Source organism: Tatumella morbirosei (assembly GCF_000757425.2).
Lineage (GTDB): Bacteria > Pseudomonadota > Gammaproteobacteria > Enterobacterales > Enterobacteriaceae > Tatumella > Tatumella morbirosei.
The window spans coordinates 482,652-509,336 of the sequence record NZ_JPKR02000004.1 but is presented as its reverse complement, the minus strand read 5'-3'; the positions used below and the strand labels follow the sequence as shown (position 1 = coordinate 509,336).

Annotated in this window: 26 protein-coding genes; 4 read left to right on the top strand and 22 right to left on the bottom strand. The window is 50.0% G+C overall.

What is annotated here, in order from left to right:
* Window positions 1-909, bottom strand: coding sequence for a sulfate adenylyltransferase subunit CysD (cysD, locus tag HA49_RS13590; RefSeq protein ID WP_038018387.1), 909 nt, complete (start codon window positions 907-909; stop codon window positions 1-3).
* Window positions 910-919: 10 nt separating this feature from the next.
* Entirely contained in the window at window positions 920-2,332 is a 1,413-nt protein-coding gene (gene cysG, locus HA49_RS13585; RefSeq protein ID WP_038019405.1) for a siroheme synthase CysG, read from the bottom strand.
* A 159-nt stretch (window positions 2,333-2,491) separates the two neighbouring features.
* Between cysG and HA49_RS13580 the strand changes: the two genes are divergently transcribed.
* Window positions 2,492-3,550: an aminopeptidase gene (locus tag HA49_RS13580; protein ID WP_245610202.1), complete on the top strand. Its 1,059-nt coding sequence runs from the start codon at window positions 2,492-2,494 to the stop codon at window positions 3,548-3,550.
* 18 nt (window positions 3,551-3,568) lie between these two features.
* Here HA49_RS13580 and HA49_RS13575 read toward each other — a convergent pair whose 3' ends face one another.
* The 3 genes from HA49_RS13575 to cysJ are packed head-to-tail and all read right to left on the bottom strand — an operon-like array spanning window position 3,569 to window position 7,838.
* A complete protein-coding gene (locus tag HA49_RS13575; RefSeq protein WP_038018385.1) occupies window positions 3,569-4,303 on the bottom strand; it encodes a phosphoadenylyl-sulfate reductase in 735 nt (244 codons plus the stop codon).
* Between the two features lie 11 nt (window positions 4,304-4,314).
* On the bottom strand, window positions 4,315-6,027 hold the full coding sequence (cysI, locus tag HA49_RS13570) for an assimilatory sulfite reductase (NADPH) hemoprotein subunit (protein ID WP_038018382.1): 1,713 nt from the start codon (window positions 6,025-6,027) through the stop codon (window positions 4,315-4,317).
* Window positions 6,027-7,838, bottom strand: a complete 1,812-nt coding sequence (gene cysJ, locus HA49_RS13565) for an NADPH-dependent assimilatory sulfite reductase flavoprotein subunit (RefSeq protein WP_038018379.1) — start codon at window positions 7,836-7,838, stop codon at window positions 6,027-6,029. Before cysJ ends, cysI begins: the two co-directional genes overlap by 1 nt.
* A 272-nt stretch (window positions 7,839-8,110) precedes the next feature.
* On the opposite strand from cysJ, the gene queD reads away from it, so the two are divergent.
* Window positions 8,111-8,473 (top strand): 6-carboxytetrahydropterin synthase QueD, encoded by a 363-nt coding sequence (gene queD, locus HA49_RS13560; protein WP_038018378.1) that lies wholly within the window; start codon window positions 8,111-8,113, stop codon window positions 8,471-8,473.
* 49 nt (window positions 8,474-8,522) lie between these two features.
* Here the strand turns inward: queD and queE are convergent, their stop codons facing one another.
* The 15 genes from queE to HA49_RS13485 form a co-directional block, all read right to left on the bottom strand.
* On the bottom strand, window positions 8,523-9,194 hold the full coding sequence (gene queE / locus HA49_RS13555) for a 7-carboxy-7-deazaguanine synthase QueE (RefSeq protein WP_038019402.1): 672 nt from the start codon (window positions 9,192-9,194) through the stop codon (window positions 8,523-8,525).
* Window positions 9,195-9,301: 107 nt separating this feature from the next.
* Window positions 9,302-10,963, bottom strand: coding sequence for a TadE/TadG family type IV pilus assembly protein (locus tag HA49_RS13550; RefSeq protein ID WP_038018376.1), 1,662 nt, complete (start codon window positions 10,961-10,963; stop codon window positions 9,302-9,304).
* A 47-nt stretch (window positions 10,964-11,010) separates the two neighbouring features.
* Window positions 11,011-11,412: a hypothetical protein gene (locus HA49_RS13545; protein WP_052752506.1), complete on the bottom strand. Its 402-nt coding sequence runs from the start codon at window positions 11,410-11,412 to the stop codon at window positions 11,011-11,013.
* Between the two features lie 13 nt (window positions 11,413-11,425).
* The gene (gene tadF / locus HA49_RS13540; RefSeq protein ID WP_038018374.1) at window positions 11,426-11,998 is read right to left on the bottom strand and encodes a tight adherence pilus pseudopilin TadF; all 573 of its coding nucleotides are present in this window, start codon (window positions 11,996-11,998) and stop codon (window positions 11,426-11,428) included.
* A 1-nt stretch (window position 11,999) separates the two neighbouring features.
* Complete coding sequence (locus HA49_RS13535; protein ID WP_169748773.1) at window positions 12,000-12,515, bottom strand: TadE/TadG family type IV pilus assembly protein; 516 nt, start codon at window positions 12,513-12,515, stop codon at window positions 12,000-12,002.
* Window positions 12,516-12,535: 20 nt separating this feature from the next.
* Window positions 12,536-13,270 carry a tetratricopeptide repeat protein gene (locus HA49_RS13530; RefSeq protein ID WP_038018370.1) on the bottom strand — a complete coding sequence of 245 codons (735 nt, stop codon included), beginning with the start codon at window positions 13,268-13,270 and terminating at the stop codon, window positions 12,536-12,538.
* Window positions 13,271-13,280: 10 nt separating this feature from the next.
* Complete coding sequence (locus tag HA49_RS13525) at window positions 13,281-14,132, bottom strand: type II secretion system F family protein (protein ID WP_052752504.1); 852 nt, start codon at window positions 14,130-14,132, stop codon at window positions 13,281-13,283.
* A 2-nt stretch (window positions 14,133-14,134) separates the two neighbouring features.
* A complete protein-coding gene (locus HA49_RS13520; protein WP_052752503.1) occupies window positions 14,135-15,070 on the bottom strand; it encodes a type II secretion system F family protein in 936 nt (311 codons plus the stop codon).
* A gap of 4 nt (window positions 15,071-15,074) precedes the next feature.
* Entirely contained in the window at window positions 15,075-16,346 is a 1,272-nt protein-coding gene (locus HA49_RS13515) for a TadA family conjugal transfer-associated ATPase (protein WP_038018368.1), read from the bottom strand.
* 2 nt (window positions 16,347-16,348) lie between these two features.
* Window positions 16,349-17,479, bottom strand: a complete 1,131-nt coding sequence (locus HA49_RS13510) for a CpaE/TadZ family protein (protein ID WP_038018367.1) — start codon at window positions 17,477-17,479, stop codon at window positions 16,349-16,351.
* A 32-nt stretch (window positions 17,480-17,511) separates the two neighbouring features.
* On the bottom strand, window positions 17,512-17,937 hold the full coding sequence (locus HA49_RS13505) for a hypothetical protein (protein WP_038018363.1): 426 nt from the start codon (window positions 17,935-17,937) through the stop codon (window positions 17,512-17,514).
* Window positions 17,938-17,948: 11 nt separating this feature from the next.
* Entirely contained in the window at window positions 17,949-19,307 is a 1,359-nt protein-coding gene (locus HA49_RS13500; RefSeq protein WP_038018360.1) for a type II and III secretion system protein family protein, read from the bottom strand.
* Window positions 19,304-20,080, bottom strand: a complete 777-nt coding sequence (locus HA49_RS13495) for an RcpC/CpaB family pilus assembly protein (RefSeq protein WP_038018358.1) — start codon at window positions 20,078-20,080, stop codon at window positions 19,304-19,306. Before HA49_RS13495 ends, HA49_RS13500 begins: the two co-directional genes overlap by 4 nt.
* Before the next feature lie 12 nt (window positions 20,081-20,092).
* Window positions 20,093-20,512, bottom strand: a complete 420-nt coding sequence (locus HA49_RS13490) for an A24 family peptidase (protein ID WP_038018355.1) — start codon at window positions 20,510-20,512, stop codon at window positions 20,093-20,095.
* Window positions 20,513-20,564: 52 nt separating this feature from the next.
* Window positions 20,565-20,819, bottom strand: coding sequence for a Flp family type IVb pilin (locus HA49_RS13485; protein ID WP_038018353.1), 255 nt, complete (start codon window positions 20,817-20,819; stop codon window positions 20,565-20,567).
* Window positions 20,820-21,281: 462 nt separating this feature from the next.
* Here HA49_RS13485 and HA49_RS13480 point away from each other — a divergent pair, with 462 nt between their 5' ends.
* Window positions 21,282-22,670, top strand: a complete 1,389-nt coding sequence (locus HA49_RS13480; RefSeq protein WP_038018351.1) for an aminotransferase-like domain-containing protein — start codon at window positions 21,282-21,284, stop codon at window positions 22,668-22,670.
* 58 nt (window positions 22,671-22,728) lie between these two features.
* Here HA49_RS13480 and eno read toward each other — a convergent pair whose 3' ends face one another.
* Window positions 22,729-24,030 (bottom strand): phosphopyruvate hydratase, encoded by a 1,302-nt coding sequence (gene eno, locus HA49_RS13475; protein WP_038018348.1) that lies wholly within the window; start codon window positions 24,028-24,030, stop codon window positions 22,729-22,731.
* A gap of 87 nt (window positions 24,031-24,117) precedes the next feature.
* A complete protein-coding gene (gene pyrG / locus HA49_RS13470; protein ID WP_038018345.1) occupies window positions 24,118-25,755 on the bottom strand; it encodes a glutamine hydrolyzing CTP synthase in 1,638 nt (545 codons plus the stop codon).
* A gap of 444 nt (window positions 25,756-26,199) precedes the next feature.
* Here pyrG and HA49_RS13465 point away from each other — a divergent pair, with 444 nt between their 5' ends.
* Window positions 26,200-26,652: a cupin domain-containing protein gene (locus tag HA49_RS13465; RefSeq protein ID WP_038018340.1), complete on the top strand. Its 453-nt coding sequence runs from the start codon at window positions 26,200-26,202 to the stop codon at window positions 26,650-26,652.
* The last annotated feature ends 33 nt before the right edge of the window (window positions 26,653-26,685 follow it).

The window sequence follows — 26,685 nt, the reverse complement described above, 5'->3', positions numbered from 1 at the left end:
TCAGAAGTATCCCTGGCGTTTTTTGAGTTCCATCGAACCGGACTGATCGCGGTCAATCACCCGGCCCTGACGCTCACTGGTGGTTGAGACCAGCATCTCCTCAATAATCTCTGGAAGTGACTGTGCTTCAGATTCCACAGCACCGGTCAGCGGCCAGCAGCCTAAGGTACGGAAACGAACCATCCGTTGCTTAATCTCTTCACCCGGTTGCAGATTGATCCGGTCATCATCCACCATCATCAGCATACCGTCACGTTCCAGCACCGGACGCGGAGCCGCCAGGTACAACGGAACAATTTCGATATTTTCCAGGAAAATATATTGCCAGATATCCAGCTCGGTCCAGTTTGACAGCGGGAATACACGGATGCTCTCGCCTTTATTAATCTGGCCGTTATAGTTGTGCCATAACTCCGGACGCTGGTTTTTCGGATCCCAGCGGTGAAAACGATCGCGGAACGAATAAATTCGCTCCTTGGCACGGGATTTTTCTTCATCCCGTCGGGCGCCACCGAATGCCGCATCAAAACCGTATTTATTCAGCGCCTGTTTCAGCCCTTCGGTTTTCATGATGTCGGTGTGTTTGGCACTGCCATGGACAAACGGGTTAATCCCCATCGCGACCCCTTCAGGGTTACGATGCACCAGCAGCTCTGCACCAATATTTTTTACGGTGCGGTCGCGGAACTCATACATTTCACGAAATTTCCAGCCGGTATCCACATGCAGCAGCGGGAAGGGTAATTTTCCCGGATGAAATGCCTTGCGGGCCAGATGCAGCATCACTGAGGAATCTTTACCAATGGAATACATCATGACCGGGTTGCTGAACTCGGCAGCCACCTCGCGGATGATATGAATACTCTCTGCTTCCAGCTGGCGCAGATGAGTTAATCGTTTTTGATCCATACAACGTTCCTCAAACAGAAGGGTTCAGCAGCGGGTCTTCGTGAAGCTGCGATGATGAAGTTTGAAACCAGGCGAGTTGATCCCCTAACAGGACCACCTCGCCGATAACCAGTAACGCCGGAGAAGGCGCCTGTTGTGCAAGTGATTCGAGGCCGGCTAATGTGCCTTTTATAATTTGTTGATCCGCTCTGGTCCCGCGACTGATAATCGCCACCGGCGTTGTCCCTGACCGCCCATGGGCAATCAACTGGCTGCTGATGGTGGCAGCATTTACAGCCCCCATATAAATCGCCAGGGTCTGTCTGGCCCGGGCCAGTGAAGGCCAGTCCAGTTCACTGCCCGCACGGCAATGTCCGGTAATAAACAACACACTCTGGGAGTGATCACGATGGGTCAGCGGAATCCCCGCATAGGCCGTCGCACCGGAAGCGGCGGTAATTCCCGGTACCACCTGAAACGGAATCCCGGCTTCAGCTGCGACCTGCAATTCTTCGCCGCCCCGCCCGAAAATAAACGGATCGCCGCCTTTCAGCCGGACGACCCGTTTACCCTGTAATGCGTGACTGACCAACAACCGGTTAGTCTCTTCCTGAATGACCAGATGCGCACCGGCACGTTTACCGACACAAATTCTGTCGGCATCACGACGGCACAGATCCAGGACTTCGTCGCTCACCAGGTGGTCATACAACACCACATCCGCCAGTTGCAGCACCTGCAATCCACGCAGAGTCAGCAGTCCCGGGTCACCCGGGCCCGCACCCACCAGATAAATTTCACCTTTCGGATTATCCTGGTGATGTAACTCTCTTTCCGCCAGTTGATCCGCCTCTTTAAAGCGTCCGGCGGCGACCAGGGCACCAAAACGTCCCCCCAGTAACCGTTCCCAGTAGTAACGGCGCTGTTTCATCGAAGGAAACTGCTGTTTCACCTTATCCCGCCACTGGCCGGCAATCCGGGCCATATCTCCGAGGCTTACCGGCAATAATGCCTCCAGTTTTTCGCGCCAGATCCGCGCCAGAACCGGTGCAGTCCCGCCGGAAGAGATAGCGACGACCAGCGGAGACCGGTCAACAATCGAAGGAAAAATAAAGGTGCAACGGGACTGATCATCCACCACATTCACCAGTTTTTGCCGTAACTCAGCCGCCTCAAACACCCGCTGATTCAGCGCCGAATCATCGGTCGCAGCAATCACCAGGAAGACGGTATCCAGCTGCTGTTCGGCAAACTCCGTGGCCTGCCATTGGATCTCCTGTTGCTGGTGGAGTTCCTGCAGTTCTGGACATAACTCACGAGCAACCAGTTGAATGACGGCACCTGAGCGACGCAACAGGTGAATTTTTCGCGCAGCAACATCCCCACCGCCCACCACTAAAACTGGCCGGCCTGTGAGGTCTGCAAAGACTGGAAGATAATCCACAGTATCCCTGGTATTTTTATTCTGAATAACAGGCACTATACGACTGACCAGCCGGTATTGAAATGTCGTTTTGGAATGAGCAGTAACAGAATGGAATATATATACAAATCAAGGCCTTTAAAAACAGCACAAAACAGCCAGGCTTTCGGATAAACAGGTATGGCGGATTACCTGACAGAGTTTCATACTAACCGCTATTCCGGCTTTGCCCTTTATCCCAGAGGAATCTGTACTATGCCAGCCCCTTTCCGCCACAGAGCCTGCCTGCTGGCACTCTGTTGCGGCCTGAGTTTCAGTGCCATCGCGGCGTCCACGACATCCATCGGGCAGTATGCTAACCAACAAACCCGACAAATTGCCAGTCTGTTTCCGGGAAGGATGGCCGGCAGCCCCGCCGAGCTAATGGCTGCAGAATATATTAATCAGCACCTTAAAAGACTGGGATACCAGAGTGACACACGTCAGCAGAATACCGCCTACCGCTGGCAGCCTCAGTCTGGTGAGCCGGTCCTGCAGAAGGTGACGGCGACTTCGGTTATCGCAGCCAAAAATGGCCTGTTACCCGGTGAGATAGTCATTATGGCTCACCTTGATACCCGCATCCCAGAAAATACCCGCCAGCAGCAACAGGATATTGGCGGATTACGTTTGCAGGGAGTGGATAACAATGCTGCTGCACTGGGTGTCATGCTGGAACTGGCGAAGCAGCTGTCGAATGACCGTCTGCGTTATGGCATCCGGTTTGTGGCGCTAAGTGCCACCGAAAATAGCATGCAGGGCATGGAAAATTACCTTTCCCGGATGAGTGATAACGAGCGACAAAACACGCGGTTAGTCATCAATCTGGATGAGCTCATCGCCGGTAAACGCCTGGATTTTGTCAGTGGCGTCAAAACCTCCGCCACAGAGCAGGCAGATAGCGCCGGTAAAGCACTGGCGATTGCACACCGGTTGGGGATACCGGCCCATGCGACCCGGCTCAGTGGCGCGGATAATCGCGAGGCTACGCCGTTCGATAAAGCAGGGCTGCCTTACCTGCTGGTCACCGCAGACAGTGATGGACATCGCCGCCAGGCAACCTTACTGGGTGATCTGACCGACAAAGATAATCTGGAATACATAGACCAGCGGATGCCGGGCCGGCTGGCAAAACGCAGCCGTGAGGTTATCAGTATATTGCTGCCGTTTATCAGGCAAATGAACACTACCGCCGGCTAAACACCGGCGGCAGTTGGGTTAGCCTTCGTGCAGGCCACACTCCCGCTTCAGACCAAAAAAGCGGGTTTCTTCTTCTGCCATACCGGGTTCCCATTTACGGGTGGTATGGGTGTCCCCTACCGATAAATACCCCTGATCCCACAACGGGTGATATTGCAGCCCATGTTGTTTCAGGTACTGGTAAACCTGACGGTTATCCCAGTCAATAATCGGCAAAAGCTTAAATACCCCGCGCTGTACCGATAACACAGGTAATCCGGCACGACTTTGGGATTGTTCACGACGCAGACCGGCAAACCATGAGGCGGCCTGCAGCGTTTCCAGGGCCCGGTTCATCGGTTCGACTTTATTGAGGGTATTGTATTTTTCGATACCCTCAACGCCCTGTTCCCACAGTTTCCCGTAACGGGCTTCTTGCCACGCGGCTGATTCTGTCGCACGGAACACCTGCAGATTCAGTTGTAACTGAGAAGTCAGCTGGTCGATAAACTGATAGGTTTCCGGAAACAGATAGCCGGTATCGGTCAAAATGACCGGAATATCCGGCTGCTGGCGGGTCACCAGATGCAGGCAAACCGCAGCCTGAATGCCGAAACTGGAACTGAGTACAAAATTACCCGGCAGATTCGCCAGCCCCCATTCCACCCGTTGTTCAGCACTCAGGGTTTCCAGATGCTGATTGACTTCTGCCAGCGCCTGTTGTTGCTGTGACTTATCCAGCGTATTCAGTTCAGATAACTGCAACTCTGCCATCGTTTCCTCCGTTATTCCCAGAAGTCCCGGGCCGGATCCAGAACCGGTTTAACTACCCCGACACGGATCACGAAGTCACCGAAACCTTCATCAGGCTGACGTTCTTTCGCCCAGCGACCAATCAGTTCATCCAGTACTGCCAGGATTTCCTGTTGGGTGATATTTTCACGATACATCCGTGGAATACGGGTACCAATCCGGTTACCGCCCAGATGCAGATTATAACGACCCGGCGCTTTACCCACTAAGCCCGCTTCTGCCAGCAGCGCCCTGCCACATCCGTTAGGACAGCCAGTGACACGTAATACAATGTGCTCTTCTGCCACCCCATGACGGGCCATAAGGGTTTCGACTTCATCGACAAACGCCGGCAGGAAGCGCTCAGCTTCTGCCATGGCCAGCGGACAGGTCGGGAAAGCGACACAGGCCATGGAGTTTTCGCGCTGAGCTGTCACCGACTCCATTAAACCATGTGCACGGGCCAGATCTTCAATCGCCTGTTTTTGCTGTTCCGGAACACCGGCGACAATCAGGTTCTGGTTAGCAGTAAGCCGGAAATCGCCCTGATGAATCTTAGCAATTTCCGCAACACCGGTCTTTAACGTCCGTTGCGGTGAGTCCAGAAGACGGCCATTTTCGATAAACAGCGTCAGATGCCATTTGCCGTCAATGCCTTTAATCCAGCCGAATCTGTCGCCACGGGTGGTAAATTCGTAAGGGCGAATCGCTTCAAAAGTGATGCCGGCACGGCGCTCCACTTCCGCCTTAAACACATCCACACCCACACGTTCCAGGGTGTATTTGGTTTTGGCATTTTTACGATCGGTACGGTTACCCCAGTCACGCTGAGTGGTGACCACCGCCGCCGCAACTTCCAGAGTTTTATCCAGCGGCAGGAAACCAATTTCGCTGGCGGTGCGGGCATAGGTGGCTTTATTGCCGTGATCGATAGACAGACCGCCGCCTAACAGCAGGTTAAAACCGATCAGCTTGCCATTTTCGGCCACTGCCACAAAGTTCATATCATTGGCATGCAGGTCCACATCGTTATTCGGTGGGATCACCACCGTGGTTTTGAACTTACGAGGCAGATAGGTGGACCCCAGAATCGGTTCTTCATCAGTGGTGGCGACCTTTTCCTGATCCCACCAGATTTCTGCATAGGCACGGGTCTGGGGTAACAGATGCTCAGACAGGCGTTTCGCCCATTCATAAGCTTCCTGATGCAGTTCCGATTCCACCGGATTCGAGGTACAAAGTACGTTACGGTTAACGTCATTGGCCGTGGCTAATGCATCCAGCCCGACTTCATGCAGCATCTGATGGGCCGGTTTGACATTTTTCTTCAGAATCCCGTGAAACTGGAAGGTCTGGCGGTTAGTCAGCCGGATACTGCCGTAGATGGTTTTGTCGCTGGCAAAACGGTCGATCGCCAGCCATTGCTGAGGCGTAATAATTCCGCCCGGCAACCGGCAACGCAGCATCATGGCATGGCGTGGTTCCAGTTTCTGTTCGGCACGGCTGGCACGAATATCACGGTCATCCTGCTGATACATTCCGTGGAAACGGATCAGCAGAAAGTTATCACCACGAAAGCCACCGGTCAGACCATCGGTCAGATCGTCAGTAATCGTACCACGCAGATAATTGCTCTCTTTTTTAAGACGCTCTGCATCGGCGAGCTTGCCTTCCACCACGAGTGGACCCGGATTTTTATTACTCATTAGTACACATCTCTCTGGTAACGGCGCGCTATGCGCAGCTCACTCAAATATTCGTCGGCTGATTCGCTGTCCATCTGTCCATATTCGGCAATGATATCCACCAGCGCCTGTTCCACATCTTTTGCCATCCGGCTGGCATCACCGCAGACATACAGGTGTGCACCTTCGGCAATCCAGCGCCAGACCTCGGCCCCTTTCTCCCGCAGTTTGTCCTGAACGTAGACTTTCTGTTGCTGGTCACGCGACCAGGCCAGATCAATATGGGTTAACAGCCCCTCTTTGACATACCGTTGCCATTCCACCTGATACAGGAAGTCTTCCGTAAAGTGCGGGTTGCCAAAGAACAACCAGTTTTTACCGCCGGCAGCATCATTGTCACGCTGTTGGATAAAGGCACGGAAGGGGGCAATCCCGGTGCCAGGGCCTATCATAATCACCGGCGCTTCAGGGTCTTCCGGCAAACGGAAGTTATCGTTATGTTCGATAAATACCCGAACCTCACCCTCTTCCGGCAAACGGTCGGCAAGGAAACCGGAAGCTCCGCCACTGCGGGCACGGCCTTCAATATCGTAGCGTACGACGCCCACCGTAATATGCACTTCATCTTCTGTTTCGGCCTGTGAAGAGGCGATGGAGTACAGACGCGGTGTCAGTGGACGCAACAGTTCGGTCAGTTGTTCCGCATGCAGTTCGGTAGGCGCGTGCCGCACCATATCCACAATCGGCCACTGCTGTGCGTAAGCCTGTAACGCCGCTTTATCACTGACCAGCGCCAGTAATTCGCTGTTGCCAGACAGGTGGGCATACTTTTCGACAATTTGCGGGGTATTCACCGTCAGTTCAAAATGCTGTTGCAGAGCAGTGGAGAGCGAAAGAGTTTCCCCTTTCAGGCTGACTTGCTGTGATCCATCCAGCCATAACAGTCCCAGCAGCTCTTCGACCAGCTGAGGATCATTTTCATACCAGATGCCCAACGCATCACCCGGACGGTAACGCAACCCGGAACTGCCTAAATCAATCTCCAGATGGCGGATATCTTTTTCCGAATCATTGCCGGTAATTTTCTGATTGACCGACAGCGAGGCGACCAGGGGTTGTTCTTTGGTGTATGGCGTACTGTCAATCTCATCGGTCGCCCCGCTGGCTGCCCGTGAAACCTCAACCGCAGAGGAGGCCGGCAGACGCTGTTTCAGCAGGGCGACAATCTCCTGACGCCACTGATCCGCGGTGGACTGGAAATCGACATCCGCATCGGCCCGGGCCAGCAGACGTTCAGCCCCCAGTTCTTCCAGCCGCTGGTCAAAATCTTTCCCTGCCTTACAGAAAAACTCATAAGAAGTATCACCCAGACCGAATACCGCGAAAGCAGTACCGGTGAATTTTGGTGCTTTCTTCGACAGCAGGAATTTATGCAACGCCACGGCTTCTTCCGGGGGCTCACCTTCCCCCTGAGTCGAGGTCACGATCAGCAGCAATTTTTCCTGCCCGATCTGCTTAAACTTGTAATCTCCGGCATTGACCAGAGTGACGGTCACCCCGGCGGCCAGTAAATCATCCCGTAACTGTTCTGCCAGCCGGCGTGCATTCCCGGTCTGTGAAGCAGAAATGACCGTCACTGCGGGAGCCTGACTCACAGTGCTGGCAGCCGCCGGTGCCGTAGCGCCTGGCTGGGCCGTGGTTTCACCACTGACTCTTCCCCAGAAATAGCCGGAAAGCCAGGCCAGCTGGGTAACGGAAAAATCCTGAGTGGTCTTTTGTAGTTGTGTCAGCTGTTCCGCCGAGAGCGGAAGCTGTGGAGCCTGATTGGTCATTGCGTTTATGATTCCAGTATCATCGGCGGAAAAGGAATAAAGACTGTAAGGTTAACGGCAAAAGTATGCACGTTAAAGACGGCTTATGCATATCACATAACCAAATTAGCTAAATGGTTTTATCGGTAGTATTAACCAGAAAAAGTGGTAAGCAGAGTAATGACCGGTGACGCCAGCTTGATCATGCTGACCCCGGGGAAAATTACCGGGAAAAATGTGAGATAACACGGGTTTTGCGGTAGAATCTGCGCCTTTAACGCCTGGAACCTATTATGTCAGTCACCACATTATTCAAAGAATTTCAGTTTGAAGCCGCTCACTACCTGCCACATGTGCCGGATGGACACAAATGTGGCCGCCTGCATGGCCACTCATTCCTGGTTCGTCTGGAGATTACCGGCGAAGTGGATCCTCATACCGGCTGGGTCATGGACTTTGCTGAGCTAAAAGCACGCTTTAAACCGCTGTATGAACAACTCGATCACCATTATCTGAACGAAATCGAAGGGCTGGAAAATCCTACCAGTGAAGTGCTGGCCATCTGGATTTGGCAGAAAATGAAACCTCTGTTGCCATTGCTGAGTGCCGTTATGATCAAAGAGACCTGCACCGCAGGCTGCACCTATCGCGGATAATCACAGCGGATCAGGAGTGATCCGCTATGTATTCCCGCCTGCCTGACGGTCAGGCAATATTCAGATATTTATGAGTCTGCATAGAGAGTCGCCAGTTTCTGGCGATACAGGTACTGATGCATAACTCTGTCGCATCCTGCTTACAACTGATGGGCTGCAACGCAATAACCCGTGATTTCTCATCCTGAATATTGACCAGCAATTCATCCAGCGCATCGATATCCCGCTGCCGTGCCACAGGGTGTTTAATTTCATCGGCACGAAGCAAGGCCGGGGTCAGAACGTCATAACCACCACGCATATTAACCTTCGGAGAAACCGTGACAAAAGTGTCCTCCGAACACTGCACCGGATGGGTTCCGCTGGTCTCTATCTGGCAACGATAACCAAAGGCTTCCAGCGCTTCCGTCAGTGGCCGTAGATCATAAATCGCCGGTTCTCCACCGGTAATTACCACATGGCGGGCAGTCCAGCCCTGCTGGCCAATCATTTTCAGGATAGTCAGAGCGTCAGCATTGCCCCATTGATCACTTTCGACCGTCTTGGTCAGAATATCCCCTACCGGGACCGCATTCTCCGGTAATTTTTCCCAGGTATGTTTGGTATCACACCAGGCACAGCCCACGGGGCAACCCTGTAAACGGATAAATATCGCCGGTACACCGGTGAAAAAGCCTTCGCCCTGAAGGGTTTGAAACATTTCGTTAATCGGGTACTGCATTACTGGCTCAATAGTCGTGTTTAAGTAATCGGCTATTATTACAGATCCGGCGCCGCAGATCATGTCTGATCCTGCGGCGCCGGCGAACCTCAGACTCCCCGTGTGAATTAATCTACCGCCAGATGGCCGGTTTCATCGGTAATAATCCCCTTAATCAGCTTCACTAAATCGTCGCGTTCAGTCGCGGTTTTGGAACGAGCCACGCCGGTACAGTTTTCTGCCCAGTAATTTACCCACTTTGTAGCATTGGTGGTGGAGATATAATAGAGCTCAACGCTGCCGGTATTAGTTTTCGGTCGGGACAGAAACCCCTCCTCAATCTTCTGACAGAGTTTATAGGTTTTCAGCCATTTATCGGTGGTAATCTGCGGGTGGTCGCTCTCCTGACCATCCGACATCATAATAAATACCTTACGGCGGTTGGTGCCCTCCATCATGACCGGAACCGAGCGAATAAGCCCGGACGAGAGATGGGTATAGCCATAAGCATCCATCGTCTGGAACTGATCGAGTAATGACTGTGAATCCGTCAGCGGTATCAGCCACGACCTGGCACTCTGTTTGGTCAGGTCATTGCCTGTGGTATACTTCCACCAGCCCACCTGCTGACACATTTGGTAGTAAGGGCGATAAGATGATGTATTCGCTGTCCAGAGTACCGGAAAGGTAATAATGGCATCATTATCAAACATTTTTTCCAGTGTGGCCGGATAATTGATCGCCGCATCGTGTTCAATAGTCCATGTTGTTATCTGCTTTGAATAGACCCTGGCCGCCTTCGCATATTCACTGTTAATCAGCTTCAGAGACTCATCACTGAAAATATCTTCCAGCTGATTACGGGGGTCCGACGGGTCCGGGTATTTATCCCGGGGATCAAAACAGGAATATTCGACCCGCCCCTCTTTGACACCCTTAGTAGGGTTCTGACGGCACCAGCGCTTGCGCATATCTGCTTCTTTAATGGTCGGGGAAGAGGCAGCAACAAAATTTTTATAAAATTTATACCGGTAATAGTCCATATAGTAAGTTTGGGTATTGAGCGGACTGTTCGCATAAGCGGTGGAAACGTTCTTATCTCCCCAGAACGCATAATTAATATCCCACCCGGGGTTGGGCACAAACAGCACCGAACATCCGACGTTTTGCCCGCCACGCTGATTGGTTCCCGGCATAATCACCGACACCCCGGTACTAAAGGGAACGATGGCAATTTTCGAGCCCGGGCTGTTTTTCAGTACGAAGTCGGTAATTTCAGCAAACACACTCTTCAGAATATTGAGGCGGGGACCCCGTTGAGATCCGGAAAAATCGACCACAAACACATAATCGGCCGGTTTCGAGACATATTTGTTCACATGCCCCCTGCCTGCCCTCAGCGTATAGTCTGTCTTATCTACAGTCACTGTCTGGTAGAGGAACAGTTGCGGTAAGGTGACGGCAACATCAACATTATAATAGGTGTAGCGGGTCTCGGAGCTGGCGAGTTGCTGTCCTTCTATCACGGTGAATTCCACTTCCGGTGCGCTTTTCATCGACGGAAAATAGTATTTCATCCACGATGCCACGGTGCCGCGCATTTTCTCTATCTCCTGCCGGCCGCTGACCGTCTGGTTATCATTGGCCATGGTAGCGGTCGATACTGCCAGGGTTGCCTCTGACACCGCATCGGCCATACGCGCCCTGTTTGCCAGCATAGAGACACTGTTAATGCCTAAGGCCATCAATCCGAATAATATAGGGAATAGAATCGCCAGAGGAATAATCATGACGCCACGTTCACTCCTGAACCGGCGTAGCACAGAGTTCAGCCTTTTTATAAACATTTCCGTATGTCTTCCGCTGTAGTTAGATTATAAAATTGTTGGCGGGTGCCTTGCAGACAAAACAGAGCCGGTATCCCTGGCGGCCGGTATTTCTCTACCCAGATTCCCGCCGGGTCTTTCAGATATCTTGCTGCCCCTGTCAAACTGAATCCTGCCGGATTAATGTCTATCAGCGTGACTGCCAGTCGTCGTGCCAGAGTCGGACTCAGATACAACTGATGATTTATCTCCCGGCTAATACGAATATCAGTGGGAGTATTACTGTCGATAAAAATAATAGCCTGGGCTCTGCCTGCCACAGGAGCCGCAGGTGACGTCCGTTTACCTGTCGCTGCCACGGCCACCGATAAACAACAGCTACCGATCAACAGCGCGTGGAAGCCTCTTTTCATCTCCGGCCTCTGTTTAGCGTACCAGCACGATATTAGACACCGTAATAGTCTCAGGCAGTGCTTCCAGGTGATTCAGCAGAGCGGAGATACTGCCCCTGGGGGCGGGGACGCTCAGTGTCACCTGATAGAGCGGCACCCATCGGCCACGAATACTCATCGGCGAGAGTTCACTGTAACTGGTCAGTGGCGTCACCCCGGGGGAGCATTTTGCGGCCCCGCCCGTTAGTTTTTGGTACTGATCGGCCTGAGGAGTGGTGGTGACGCTTTTAAAACTCAGGCTTTCCACCTGTACACATAATTTATCGACACTACTATCATTCGCCATATATTTGGCCAGACTCACCAACTGGTTCACATCGGTGGTGGTTAAGGTCTCACGGCCTTCATAAAGGGTGGTTCGCTCGCGGATCACTGCGGCCAGAGACGCCGTTATCCGCTCAGCTTTACTGCGGGTCAGCAGCCAGAACCCATAATCCATCGCTCCACAACCCAGTATGACCAGCAAAGGAAAAATAAAAGCAGCTTCAACGATGACAGAACCCTGCTCCGATCTTCCCTGCCGTAAAAGCATTCTCTTCCATGTCATGTCACTGATCTCCCCGTTCATATTCCTGTACATAGACCAGCCGCCGGCTAATTGGCTTATTCAGGCTGGTGAGAAGCTGGCTGATACTGCTGTCATCATCATCATAGCTAAACAGTAACGGCTGGTAGCGGTAGCTTGCGCTGTAAATCGCCAGCGGATATTTGCTGCCACTACCGCTGCTACAATTTCCTGTCATGGCAGCACTGACAGAGCTGCAATAGGTAATTTTTAAGGTGAAATCATCAGGATCGATAAACATCGATAACAGATCACTTTGTTCATCCACCGTTCGGGCGAATAAATCAGGGTAGTCCACGATTTCTTCTGAGCGCGATGTGATCCTTGCGGCTTCAGCTAAGGTTAAATCTACCGAGGCAGAGATATACATATACCGGCAGACTTCAAAAATAAGAAACACAAAAAAGACGAAAATAATAAATATAAAGGCAAATTCCAGGGTGATCGATCCGTGTTCACGGTTCCCTAAACGCTTTATCATTCTGATCATGGTACGCATAACCTGCTCCGGTAATAACATCAGAAACTTTCTACCCTGAAAAGATCCGCCACCAGCATATCCGGGTTTTTGGCATAGTTGCCGCGCTTAATAATCTCTTTGGCGTAGCGTAAATCACCGGTTTTCACCAGTGCGAAGGCCAGGTTATGTTCCAGCTGAGGATTACGGTAGCCCCTGAGATAGACCGGCAACAGCATCTGTACCGCTTCGTGATAACGTTTTTGCACGATATAAATCATGGCGATGTTGTTAACCACAGATTCTTCCTGGAAATAAGCATTGCGTGCCAGTTCAAAACTGGCTAATGCCCCCTTAAGATCGCCCATTTCAGCCTGAATAACCCCTTTCAGGTTCAGCGCCTCACCATTATTTTTATTTTTGTTCAAAGCCATTGCCACAAAACTGAGGGCTTCTTTATATTTCTTTAACGAACTAAGGTTTTTACTCTCCAGTAAATACACCTTCAGGCTGCCCCCTGCTGCCAGTAATTTTTGCAGGTGGAATAATGAAGAGTTGAAATCACCTGACAGATAATAATATTCCGCCAACTGATAGCGGGTCTCCGGTGAATTATTTTTCTTCAGTTCCTGCTGCTTCATTTTGATAAGCCCGGAGTAGTTCCCGGTCCTGAGCAATAGTTGCTCGTCTGCTTTTCCCTCATTCAGAGCAAAACGTTTACCGGCTACCGTGGTGGAAGGCTGACTGCAACCGGCCAGAAGACATATCATTGCTGATGTTGCTATCCGTTTTAGCATTTTCACGTCATTAATTTCCCATTTGTCCCATCAGTCTCATGACACCCGGTGCAGCAACAATAATGATTACCGGAAACATAAAGAACAGAATTAACGGCACACTCATTTTTGCGCCAAGCTGACCAATCTTTTCTTCGGTGGCCAGTAACTGGACTTCCCTTATTTCACGGGCCAGTTCGGTCAGTTGTTCGTACATCGACGATCCGTACTGCAGGCTTTGCTGCAACATCGCACAAAACATGCGGGTCTCTGCCGAGGGTAATTCGCGGTAGAAATGGTCCAGCGCCGAACTCAGGCCACTGACCTCGGTTCTTCGCACCAGCCGGTTGATAAAAGGCACAAAATCCGGATTGATGCCGGACATCTTGTCAGATAAAAACCGGAAGGATTGCTCAATAGTCATCCCGCACTGCACGCTGATGGCCAGCAGTTCAATCATCCATGGCAGCTCAGAACTCAGAACTTTAACCCGCCGTTTCACAAACAAAGAACGCAGCGTGCCGGGCAGGATAATGGTCGTGACCAGACTTATCATGGCGGCCATCAACAACGACTCACGGCTAAGAGATTGTCCGGTCAGCTTGCCCGCCAGCATAATCAGTAAAAACATTCCCAGTGACATCAACATCTTATAAGCCATATTGGCATCCAGCCTGCGGTAGAGATTCAGCAAGGGATTGTTCTGTTCCAGGACAATTTCGGTGTGATGGTGTTCTTTCAGTTGCTGTATTTTCAGTTTGTGTACGGTGGCGTCCTCTACCACCAGCGCCTGCCTGAGTTTGCTGGCTCTGACTTTGTTAAGCACCAGGTTACCGGCCACCACTATCACCACCGTTATCAGCATAATCAGCATCGGACTCATGATTACAATTTCCTCATCAGAAATTTGATGACCAGCAGCCCCAAAGTCTCACTGCCAATCAGGTAATACAGCAATACCCGGCCATCCTCATCTTCCAGTACATAATGGAAATTTTCCGGACTGATAAATTTCAGCAGTATCAGAAACACAAACGGGATGGCGCCGGTTATCTTTGAAGACATTCGCATTTCAGAGGTCATCGACAGCATCTTTTTTTCCATGGCGATACTGTTGGAAATAGAGCGCTGCAACTTGTTCAGAACCTCCCGCAACCTGCCCCCACTGTTGATATTCAGCAGAATGGCGACAATGAAAAAGTAATATTCCCGGTAGGGATAATTTCGCCAGGACTCCATAAACACCACTTCGGCCTGTTCCCCAAAATTCAGGCGACGGGAAATTGCCGTAAATTCACGGGACAGAGAGTTGTTGGAGTTTTGGCTGTAATCAGACATGGCCTGTAAAAATGTCCGGCCGGAAGAAATCGCGCCGCCAATGGTGGTCAGCGCTTCACTAAAATCAACAGAGAACTGCTGGTAACGACGTTTTTTCAAAATTTTGTAGGTGACCAGGTAACTGGCAAACAGCCCGACGGCTAGCACCCAACTCAGTGGAAAACCGATATACAGTACATTGAGTGCCAGTAGCGCCATCGTCACCACCACCGGAATCAGCAGATTTTTTATCAGTGCGGCGCTGCTGCCGGCGTGAAACACCCGGAAAATCGCCGACAACCGCTCTTCTGTTCCGGATTTCAGCCGGTCAATCAGCGATGCTTCATCAGACACCGTAGCCGTTTTCTGACTGATAATCGACATTAGTACCTGTTTGCGCTGTCCGGAATAAGAGAGCGACTGGCGGGTAAACTTGTTTCTCTGCAGAACAATCAGCAGACAAAGTCCCGCCATGACCAGCAGTAAAATGAATAACAGGTTCATCGGATTACCCGAAGACCGATTTCAACAGGTCTTCACAGCCATGCTCTCTGGCACGCTGGTAGACGCTGGAACGACCAGACAGGCCGGGGGTGACAAAACGCCCAACCACTTTCCCCTGCACACTGTCATCCACGGCGAAATTGAAGATATCCTGTAATACGATAGTATCGCCTTCCAGCCCCATCACTTCGGTCACATGGGTAATTTTTCTCGACCCGTCGTGTAGACGACTCGCCTGAATAATCAGGTTAACCGCCGAGGTAATATTGCGGCGAATAGCCTCAATCGGCAGGCTGAGATTGGCCATCATGACCATATTTTCCAGACGGGCCACCGCATCTCGCGGTGAGTTAGCATGCAGAGTGGTCATTGAACCATCATGTCCGGTGTTCATGGCCTGCAACATTTCAAACGTTTCACCGCCACGGCACTCCCCGACAATGATCCTGTCGGGACGCATACGCAGAGTATTAATCATCAGATCCCGCATGGTGATCTGGCCGGTGTTCTCTGCACCGGCCATCCGGGTTTCCAGCCTCACTACATGTTGCTGTTGCAGTTTTAATTCTGCGGCATCTTCCAGAGTAATAATGCGTTCATCGCTATTGATATGCTGTGACAGAGCATTGAGCAGTGTCGTTTTACCTGAACCTGTCCCTCCGGAAATCACAATATTGCCCTGACAGCGAACCGCAATGGACAGAAAATTGGCCATCTGTTCACTCATCGCCCCCCAGTTGACTAAATCACGCAGGGTACGGGAGACATTGCTGAATTTACGTATAGAGATGGAGGTGCCATCCAGCGCCACCGGATTAATCACCACATTCAGCCTGCTACCATCAGCCATACGGGCATCCACCAGAGGCTGGGATTCATCCACCCGTCGACCCACCCGGCTGACCAGACGTTTAGCAATATCCGTCAGTTGCTGGTTATCAACAAAACGCTTACCGGTGAAAACCAGCTTGCCACTGCGTTCTACGAAAATATTCTCAGGACCGTTAACCAGAATATCGCTGACAGACTCATCTTCCATCAGTTCACGTAGCGGGCCGACGCCAAGAATTTCATCCGCCATGGCCGATGCCAGTTCACGGGTCTCTTCGGCAGGCAGGTACTGACTGTGCTCGACGCTGGTCCGGTGGATAACCTGAGATATTTCGCGGATCAGGGCATTACGGTCATCGAGCATTTTGTCTATCTGATCGAGATCAAGCCTGGGTAAGGCCAGACTGCGTAATTGCCGGGCAAGCTCTGCATACTTTTGATTCATAATTATTCAGACGTCCTTGTGAGCCGTTTTTTCAGGTCCGAAAATAACGAGGTTGATTTTTCTGCAGTGGTCCTTTTTTTGCCTAACAGCAGATAACTGATGTTTTGCAGGGTAGCTCTGTGCTTACCGCTGAAATCCAGCGACATTGAAGGGTCTCCGGATTTCAGCAGATAAGGGACAACAATATCCGCAGGCTGTCCTACCAGGTCTCCGGCTTCACGGGCATTGACTTCGCCACTGACTTTCGGATGATGCTGGTTAAAGCAGAGATAGAGTCGTTTTATCCCGTTATTGCTGCTTTGCAGATGGGTATTGGCTTCAATGATTTTCTTCGCCACACGGACAGAAGACAGATTTCGGTCGCAGACCAACAACACACAATCAGAATGGGTCAGTACATTTTCGATATCTTCGTCAGAGGCGTTATAGGCACTGAAGTCAAATATCACGCACTGATGACGGTCATAGACCGGATTGTTGAAATACCACGCATGGCTTTTCTCTTCATACATTGCATAGAAATTGTTCTGCAACAACGTGACTTCATTGCTGATCGAAACACGGGAAATCAGATCCAGATTGCGGCTGCCTCCACTCCCCTGCACCAGTAAAGTGGCTGACTGGCGAAGTCTGGCAATATCTTCAGCGATGTAGTAACTGAGAGAGGAAGTCCCAATCCCCCCTTTGCAGCCCAGGATAGACATTTTAACTGCGCTGTTCACATCTCTGCCTGGCTGGCTTTTCGCCGCAATAAGCGAACCGATGCGATTAAGCTGTGACGGGTAATGGCAGTAAAAAATGCGCTGTTGCAGATAACTGTCGGCCAGCATCAGTGAATCCCGGTGACCAATAGCTATCTGGATTGCGGTACGTGAAATATGCAACTCCATCAGCTGTGCGACCGATTCGGGGGTATCGGCTTCACTGACTTCAAAAACCACCACGTTGACATCCGCAGATTCGGTATAATTTTCCAGTTGCGTTACCGAACCGGCAAAACGACGAATTTCTCCGGTATCCCGTATCGTCAGTTGCTCGCAAATTTTATCCATCACCTGCGTATCCGCAGCGATCACCAGGACACTTTCGCTATCGGTCTGTTGGCTTTTTTCATTGGAGGAAAATAACAGCATTCGGCCTCCCTGCCGCTCTGTGAGTCAGTCAATTACCGGCGCAATGACGTATTGAGGTTATTGTCTATCGCACAGCCAAGTTCGGGGTAACTGTCGAAATGGTAAGTGCTTTTTCTCGACTGACATAACGCATCATTTTTTTTGGTGGTCAGAGTAATGCTCACCAGCGCTACTTGTGAGGTGGTGTTCTGTACCGGCTTTTTCTGTAACCGGACCCGGTTAGGCGAAATTCCGGCATTAATCAGCCGCTGCCTGATGCGCTCCGCCAGGGCATCGGCATCATTGAGATACCATTGCACAGCAAGTGAGCCGCCGAGAAACTGGTGAAAGGAAACGACCTCAGAGACCAGAATCTCCTGATCTATATCGCTGCGACCTTTCAACTGAAACTGATACCCCTGAGCGGCCGTGGCGGCACAACTCCATAATCCTATAAACAGCAGAATCCATTGCCGCATACACTGCCTCGCTAATAAATAAAACCGCCCTGCTCTATAAAATTAACTACACCTTTCTCTGCGCTGCTGCCTTTCACGTTACTGATATTAAAATAGCGCTCCAGCAAACTACTGCGCTGCCAGGCCGGTAAGGTGACCTGACTGGAGGAGATAGGCCGTACCAGATTAATCGTGGCCACCACCACCAGTTCTGTTTTCTCCCGGTGAGCCGCCGTTGAACGGAAAAATGCGCCGAGCACCGGAATATCGCCAATAAAGGGAACTTTCTTCAGCACTTCCTGTTCCGATTCGCTCAGTAAACCCGCCAGTACAAAGCTCTCGCCGTCTGCCAGCTCGACAGTGGTCCTGGCTTTACGCGACTTCAGCGTAGGAAGAATATAACTGGTGCCGGTGGATGTGTTTTGAGAATCGACATTACTGACTTCCTGATAGATCATCAGCTTGACCTTCTGGCTGTTCTCGACCTTGGCACCAATGGTCATCCGGACCCCGATTTCTTTGTACTCGACGGAAGTCCCGTTCGATGAACTGGTCACCACAGGAATTTCCCCCCCGACGAGGAAATCTGCGGTTTCACCGGACAAAACGGACAAATTCGGTTCGGCGAGTACTCTGGCCACCGATTCATTCCCCAACGCATGAATCATTGACGTCAGTTCGTTGGCATTAAACTTCAGTTTATTGAGGACAAAGTTGCCCACATCCAGTGCCTGCCCCCACTCGATTCCCAGGCTGTCACTGTAGGTTTTGTTCAGTTCGACTATCGAAATTTTGACATTGACCTGATTCGCCTGCGGAAGACGCATACGGTTTTGCAGTTTCTTGTACTGGAATTGCCTGAGCGCGGTAATCTTTAACTCACCGGTATTCTCAGTTTTAATAGTGGTATCCTTAATTTCGGCTTCCATCCCCAACGCTTCACCGACTATCTGGTAAATCGCGTCGCGACTCTCTTCATCTACCGCAACCCCCGCGAGAATATAGCTGTCACCGACCTTCCTCAGTTCAATGGTGGAACCGGGAAACTGATCCTGTATCTGAGAGGCCAGTTTTCCCACCAGCGGATCCACCACCACTTTAATTTTTCGCGTCACATCGTTCTGTACCAGCAGAATCTCGCCAATCCCGTTCTGGATGCCATAGATCACCACTTCACGGTCACTGATCAGGTTGTAATCGACGATTTCCGGATCGGTGGTAAATACGGTATCAATCACGGTATTCATTTTTAGGGTCCGGGCCCCCCCTTTCGACAGGTACAGGGTTTCGGCAAAAGAGGATAACGGCAACAGCAAGCCAGCCAGCAACAAAGCGACAGACCACAACCGTAATCCATAACAACGGGGTAAATGTCGGGTCAGGCAATTCATTTAGCTGTTCCTTTAGCTGTCGCTGGCTTTACGCTGGTAGCCTTCCGCTGAACCTTATCCTGGGTGACAGGAAAAAGAATCACTTCGTATTTCTGGGTGACCAGATACAGCCTTTTCAGATCGCCCGGGCTAAGCTCTAAATCGAGAGACAGACTCCCTGTGGCTTTGTCATCCCGGCTCTCTGACAATGACTGGCGCTCCAGCAGCGATGATGAGGCTCTTTCCGGCCGGCTGATCACCCTTCTGGCTTCGAAGATCCGAAATAAATTCAGCGAGGATTCTCCCTGCAAAATGCCTTCGCTGTTCTTACGCCGGGGCCGGGTGTTTTCGGCCATAAATCGCAAATAAACATCCACATAATCCCCCGGCCGTAGTTGCTGTATCGCACCGGTAAACCGCTCATTAATCACCGTGTTGTAGCGAATCATATTGGCGGCGGCCAGCTTGTTCTTTGGATCGTCGGGACTAATATCTCCGGCCAAAATGCGCTCACCGGGCTGTTTTGGGGTGACCAGAAACATCCCTCGCAGTGATTCAACCGTCATTTCCGACCCTGTCACATTGTCCGCGGGCAAAGATTCGGTTTTCATGGCTAAATCCTCATCTCTTAACAAACTGCCTGCGGGGAGTGCTTTTTCACTGACAAAATAATTCACCAGCCGGTAGGAGACCGGGGTATCGGTGGGTTCCGGGGTACCGTTACTCATCAGCAAGCCAAATGCGCCGACAATAAGTAATAAAACAGCCAAAATTACCAATAGTCTCTGGTTCACTGAATGTCCTGTTTATCCCAATAGATGAAGTAAATAACCACAACTGATTGCAACACCATAGGGGAGCGTCATTTTTTTGCTCCCCGGATGCCACAGTCGTAAGGCAACCACAATAAGAATCAGTGGTATTCCGGATAATGTAATCCAGAAGATAAAATCAGCCATCTGCTTCGCAGGAAGAGACAGGCTGAGCGCTGAAATAAGCTTAATATCACCAGCCCCGATAACATTCACGGTCACCAAAAACATTCCCAACACCAGCGTGATAAATGGCCAGAATATATTAATGCTGTTGCCCTGAACGACAGATATTGTCAACGACAACACCGCAATAAAGACAACCGCATTATTCTTTATTCTCCTGGAAGAAATATCGGTATAGCACACTGATAACAACACAAAGGCCAGCAGACCATAAAGAAATATAAGCATATGACTTTACAAAACAAGGAGGCCAGTCACGCCTCCTTAATAAAATTATCGGTTAAGATTTTGGAACGGCATTAGCGCTGGTGATATTATTACCCAGCAGGGTAAATTTATCTTTGATCGCCTTCAGGAAGGTCGCGTCATCTGAACCAAATAAGGCCAGCAACATACCACTGATAGCAACCGCAATTACCGCATATTCGATGGCGGTGACACCATCTTCTTTAGACAGCGCCCTGAATGCACGGTACCCGCGCTCTTTCACAGCGATCTGTGCTTTCAGTGACAATGAGGTCAGTTGGTTAATCATGGGTAGTCATCCTTAAATATGATAGTATCTATTAAATATAGTTAACAATAATCCTTCATACTGCGTTACCGGGCGCCCTGGTTAACGACCTCATGATACGTTCAGCCCGGGGATAAACAAGTAACAAAATTGAAATTTAAAAATGTCACTGGCCTTATTTTAAAATCAATCTGACCAGGGCAGTGTATATCACCGAAATTACTGACCAAAACCGTTAGTCAATAGCGTTACATCTACCGCTACGATATATTTCCCCATAGGAATATTCCATCACCTTGTTTATTATTACCTGACTACTTTCTGATATTTATTCTTAAAGATCAACCTCACAGTCTCATGATAACACCCGAAAAATAATTAAACACAAACTGGTAACAATATTTTATTTATCTTGCGAAATCCTTTGGTTACATGTTATCTATACAAGAATAATTCAGTAATATTCATAGGGAACATGTTTAAATGCTGAACAAACAAACCATTAAACAACAGATCATAGATGATGTGTGTCAAATGATTTTTATTGGCACCCTGAAACGGGGCGATTTTCTGCCATCAATACGTACGATGAGTGATCGATATAAAGTTTCACGCGGTACCGTTATGCTGGTTTATAAAAGTCTGGAAAGTCTGGGGTACATTCAGGGTCATGAACGCAGTGGTTATCTGGTCACCGGTACCCCGGCACTGGCAGACCCCTCGCCCGACCCACTGGTCGACAATACAGTCAGTGGAGGGATACCAGAATCTGCAGATAACAGAAGCCCGGCCACCTGTGTTTATCAGTGGCTCGAACATCACCACCGGATGCAGTTACCAAAACATTTTATTCGCCGCTGGTGTCTGAATAATAGCTCAGCCAGACAACCTGCAGGATGGAATCAGAGTGAAGTCAGCGACAGACAACTCAGGAAAAGTCTGTGCCGGTTTATCCGAATTTCCAGGGGAATTTCATTACAGCCCGAAAACCTGCTGATGCTGTCCGGAATGCAGGAGGCATTGCTGCTGATAGGTAAAACGCTCGCCAGCACCCGAAAAAACGTGACCGTTCTGGTGGAAGACCCCTGCCCGCTGAATGTACAGGAATTGTTCCGTTGTCTTAACTTTCAGGTTATTCCGGTCACTGTCGATGACCAGGGCATTCGGGTCGAAGAGTTTCCACTGAAAGGTGCAGATTTAATTTTTACCTCTCCGGCACTACAGTTCCCCACCGGGAGTTGCCTGAGTATGACGAGACGGCAGAAGCTTTGTCAGTGGGCAGCCCGACACAATGCATTCATTATCGAAAATGATAGTGCTGCGATGCTGGGATTTGGTCAGTCAGTCATTCCTGCACTCAGCCGGCATTATCCCGATCCGCAGATTATCTACCTGACCCATTTGTCTGAACTGACCGGTAACGGTATGAATATTTGCTGTATCGCGGCGCCTGTCAGGCTGAAGCAGCTGATGCAGCGTTACCTGCCGTTACTGAACAGTGAAACGAATCCTCTGACCAGAGCACTGCTCAGTGCATTTTTCGATTCATCGCATTTTATGAAATATCTGACCGATAGCCTGCAAACGCGAAAACATAAAGCGCTACTGGCGCTGAAGGGTATACAACAACTTTGGCCGGAAACCCGGGCTTGCGGACTGAATAATGCCGGCTTTCTTACTTTCCGTGCCGAAGTAAAGTTAATCCCCGAAGAGTTACTCAACCATACTCTTTTCCCGTTAGATATTTTTCGCCATACCCCACGGGAACAGGGACAAAGCCAACAAAGTGTGATTTACCCGTTTGGCTTACTGAGCGTTAATGAAATAGAGAAAATTAACCATCAGCTTCTGATGTCAGCCCCTGTCTGTTGATAAAAAAAACCCTCTGACACAGGTCAGAGGGTTTCAGGTATCAGGTCACTGGCAGTGATTATGCCTGACCTTTAATCTCTTTGCGTCCGTTGAACTGAGCTTTCTGACCCAGTGCTTCTTCGATACGGATCAACTGGTTGTATTTAGCAACACGGTCAGAACGGCTCATTGAACCGGTTTTGATTTGGCCCGCAGCAGTACCTACCGCCAGGTCGGCGATGGTCGCATCTTCGGTTTCACCTGAACGGTGAGAAATGACCGCAGTGTAACCGGCATCTTTCGCCATTTTGATCGCAGCCAGAGTTTCGGTCAGAGAACCGATCTGGTTAAATTTGATCAGGATAGAGTTAGCAATACCTTTTTCAATCCCTTCTTTCAGGATTTTAGTATTGGTTACGAACAGGTCATCACCGACCAGTTGCAGCTTATCGCCCAGCACTTTAGTCTGGTAAGCAAAACCTTCCCAGTCAGATTCATTCAGGCCATCTTCGATAGAGACGATTGGATATTGCTGAGTCAACTGCTCCAGGTAATGCGTGAACTCCTGAGAAGTAAAGGTTTTACCTTCACCTTTCAGTTCATAGTTACCGGTTTCTTTGTTATAGAACTCAGACGCCGCACAGTCCATGGCCAGAGTCACATCTTTACCCAGCTCATAGCCGGCTGCTTTTACCGCTTCTGCGATAACCGCTAATGCTTCTGCGTTAGAGGCCAGGTTAGGTGCATAACCACCCTCATCACCCACTGCGGTGTTCAGGCCTTTGGCCTTCAGAACTTTAGCCAGATGATGGAAAACTTCAGAACCAATACGGATAGCTTCTTTAATGCTGGAAGCGCCCACCGGCTGGATCATAAATTCCTGAATATCAACGTTATTGTCAGCATGTTCACCACCATTGATGATGTTCATCATAGGCAATGGCATAGAGAACTTACCTGCGGTTCCGTTCAGTTCAGCAATGTGTGCGTACAGAGGCAAGCCTTTAGAAGCGGCCGCGGCTTTAGCGGCTGCCAGTGAAACCGCGAGGATAGCGTTAGCACCAAACTTAGACTTGTTTTCGGTACCATCCAGTTCGATCATGATTTTATCGATGTTCGCCTGGTCTTTGGCATCTTTACCGGTCACCGCATCAGCAATTGGCCCGTTAACGGCAGCGACGGCTTTGGTCACGCCTTTACCCAGGAAACGAGATTTATCGCCATCACGCAGTTCCAGCGCTTCACGGGACCCCGTAGAAGCTCCTGACGGTGCAGCTGCCAGTCCAACGAAACCACCTTCCAGATGTACTTCTGCTTCAACAGTCGGGTTACCACGTGAATCGATGATTTCACGACCGATGACTTTTACGATTTTGGACATTCGTTTTTCCTCAGTACAAGTTAAGCTAAAACTTCTTAATCCTAAGACAAGCAACGCGCGAAAAGTTCGCGCGTTGCAGTGATAAGCTTACTTCGCCAGACTTTTCTGATAATCAACCGATGCCTTAACAAATCCGGCAAACAGCGGGTGACCATCACGCGGTGTAGAGGTAAATTCCGGATGGAACTGGCAGGCCACAAACCACGGATGATTTGGGTTTTCGATAATTTCTACCAGTTGGTCATCTCCGGAACGACCCGCAATCCGTAAACCTGCGGCTTCAATAGGCTTCAGTAACAGATTATTCACTTCATAACGGTGACGATGACGTTCCACAATCGTCTGAGCACCGTACATCTTACTCACCAGGCTGTCTTCAGATAACTGGCAAGCCTGGCTACCCAGGCGCATGGTACCGCCTAAATCACTCTGCTCATCGCGTACTTCAACATTACCTTCTTCATCACGCCATTCAGTAATCAGCGCAACCACCGGATATTTACAGTCAGGTTCGAACTCCGTTGAACTGGCTCCGGTCATTCCTGCCACGTTACGGGCAAACTCAATCAGTGCCACCTGCATACCCAGGCAAATACCGAGATACGGAATCTTATTCTCACGGGCATACTGAGCCGTAATAATTTTACCTTCGATACCGCGTGAACCAAATCCACCAGGGATCAGGATAGCATCCAGGCCAGCCAGTAATTCAACCCCACGGGTTTCAACATCCTGTGAGTCAATCAGTTTGATGTTCACTGTCACACGGTTTTTCAGACCCGCGTGCTTCAGCGCTTCAATCACTGACTTATACGCATCAGGCAGTTCAACGTATTTACCCACCATCCCGATAGTCACTTCACCACCAGGATTGGCTTCTTCGTAAATTACCTGTTCCCATTCAGACAAATCAGCCTGTGGAGCATTCAGGTTAAACCGCTTACAGATAAAGTCATCCAGCCCCTGAGATTTCAGCATGCCCGGAATTTTATAGATGGAATCCACATCTTTCAGTGAGATAACCGCTTTCTCTGACACGTTACAGAACAACGCGATTTTAGCGCGCTCATTCGCTGGCACCGCACGGTCCGAACGACAGATTAGCACATCTGGCTGGATTCCGATCGATAACAATTCTTTAACAGAGTGTTGCGTCGGTTTGGTTTTTACCTCCCCGGCTGCCGCCAGGTAAGGAACCAGTGTCAGGTGCATATACAGAGTATGTTCACGACCGACATCCACCGCCATCTGACGGATAGCTTCCAGGAACGGCAGTGACTCGATATCACCTACCGTACCGCCAATTTCCACCAGTACCACATCGTGGCCTTCGCCGCCTTCGATAATGCGTTCTTTAATCGCATTAGTAATGTGCGGGATCACCTGAATCGTCGCACCCAGGTAGTCGCCACGTCGCTCTTTACGTAACACTTCAGAGTAGATACGTCCGGTAGTAAAGTTATTACGGCGGGACATCCGCGTGCGGATAAAACGTTCGTAATGACCCAGGTCCAGATCCGTCTCTGCACCATCATCAGTGACAAATACTTCACCATGCTGGGTTGGGCTCATGGTGCCTGGATCGACGTTAATATAAGGGTCAAGCTTCATAATGGTCACTTTCAGACCACGAGCTTCAAGAATAGCTGCCAGAGAGGCTGCAGCAATGCCTTTACCCAGAGAGGAAACGACCCCGCCGGTCACAAAAATATAGTTCGTTGTCATGCTGAACCTGAGAGTTAAGGTTTAAAGATGGTGGAATCACCAGGACGGGAACACAGTCTACCTGAAAGGCGCATCCGCCACAAATGATGATTCAAAGCCTCTTCACTCTGCGTAACCGACACACTACGCGATAAAAGAGGCTCAGGGGTTGATTTTAATCACAATTCTTTCAGTTTTAATCAAAAAGCTGAAACGTGTTAGCCACGGCAAAAACTGACTGTGAGCACGCCCGGGCGCTAATTTCTGACTTAAACGGTAAAAAATAACAAGATTCTTGTTTGCAATCATCGCCGTACAATAACACCCACCCTGAAAAAACCTCTGCATGTTACAAAATGTGAAAGCAAATGTTCTTTTTTTGTCAATAGAAAGATCCTGAAACCCTTGACTACGCTTATTTTGCCTGAACGGCTTAAAGTGAACAAATAACAACCAGAGGTTAATATGAAAAAATACTTTACCCTGCCTGTCTTCGCGTTGAGCTTATTGTCTGTATCTGCATCAACTCTGGCCGCGGATCCACCGACAGCATCAGGTAAGGCTGATATTCTGGCCCAGAGCCAATCATCCTGGAATGGTAAACCCTATGACCATTATCCGACAGAACGTCCTGAACTGACGGTCATCAAACTGACGATTCCGGCGAATTCGGCGCTCCCATGGCATAAGCATGGTTTTCCAAATGCCGGCTATGTCCTTAAAGGCCAGTTGACGCTGCAGGACAAAGCGTCCGGAAAATCAGAAACCTTTAAACAGGGTCAGGCATTTACTGAGTCTGTAAATGACTACCACCGCGGGGTCAGCGGTAATGAAGAAACAATACTTATTCTGACCTATTCCGGGGTGAAGGGACAGCCAACCTTTATTCCTGCACCAGGTGAAAAAGGCGAGTACTAAAACCTGAGGTAAAACTTTCGGTTATACCTGCTT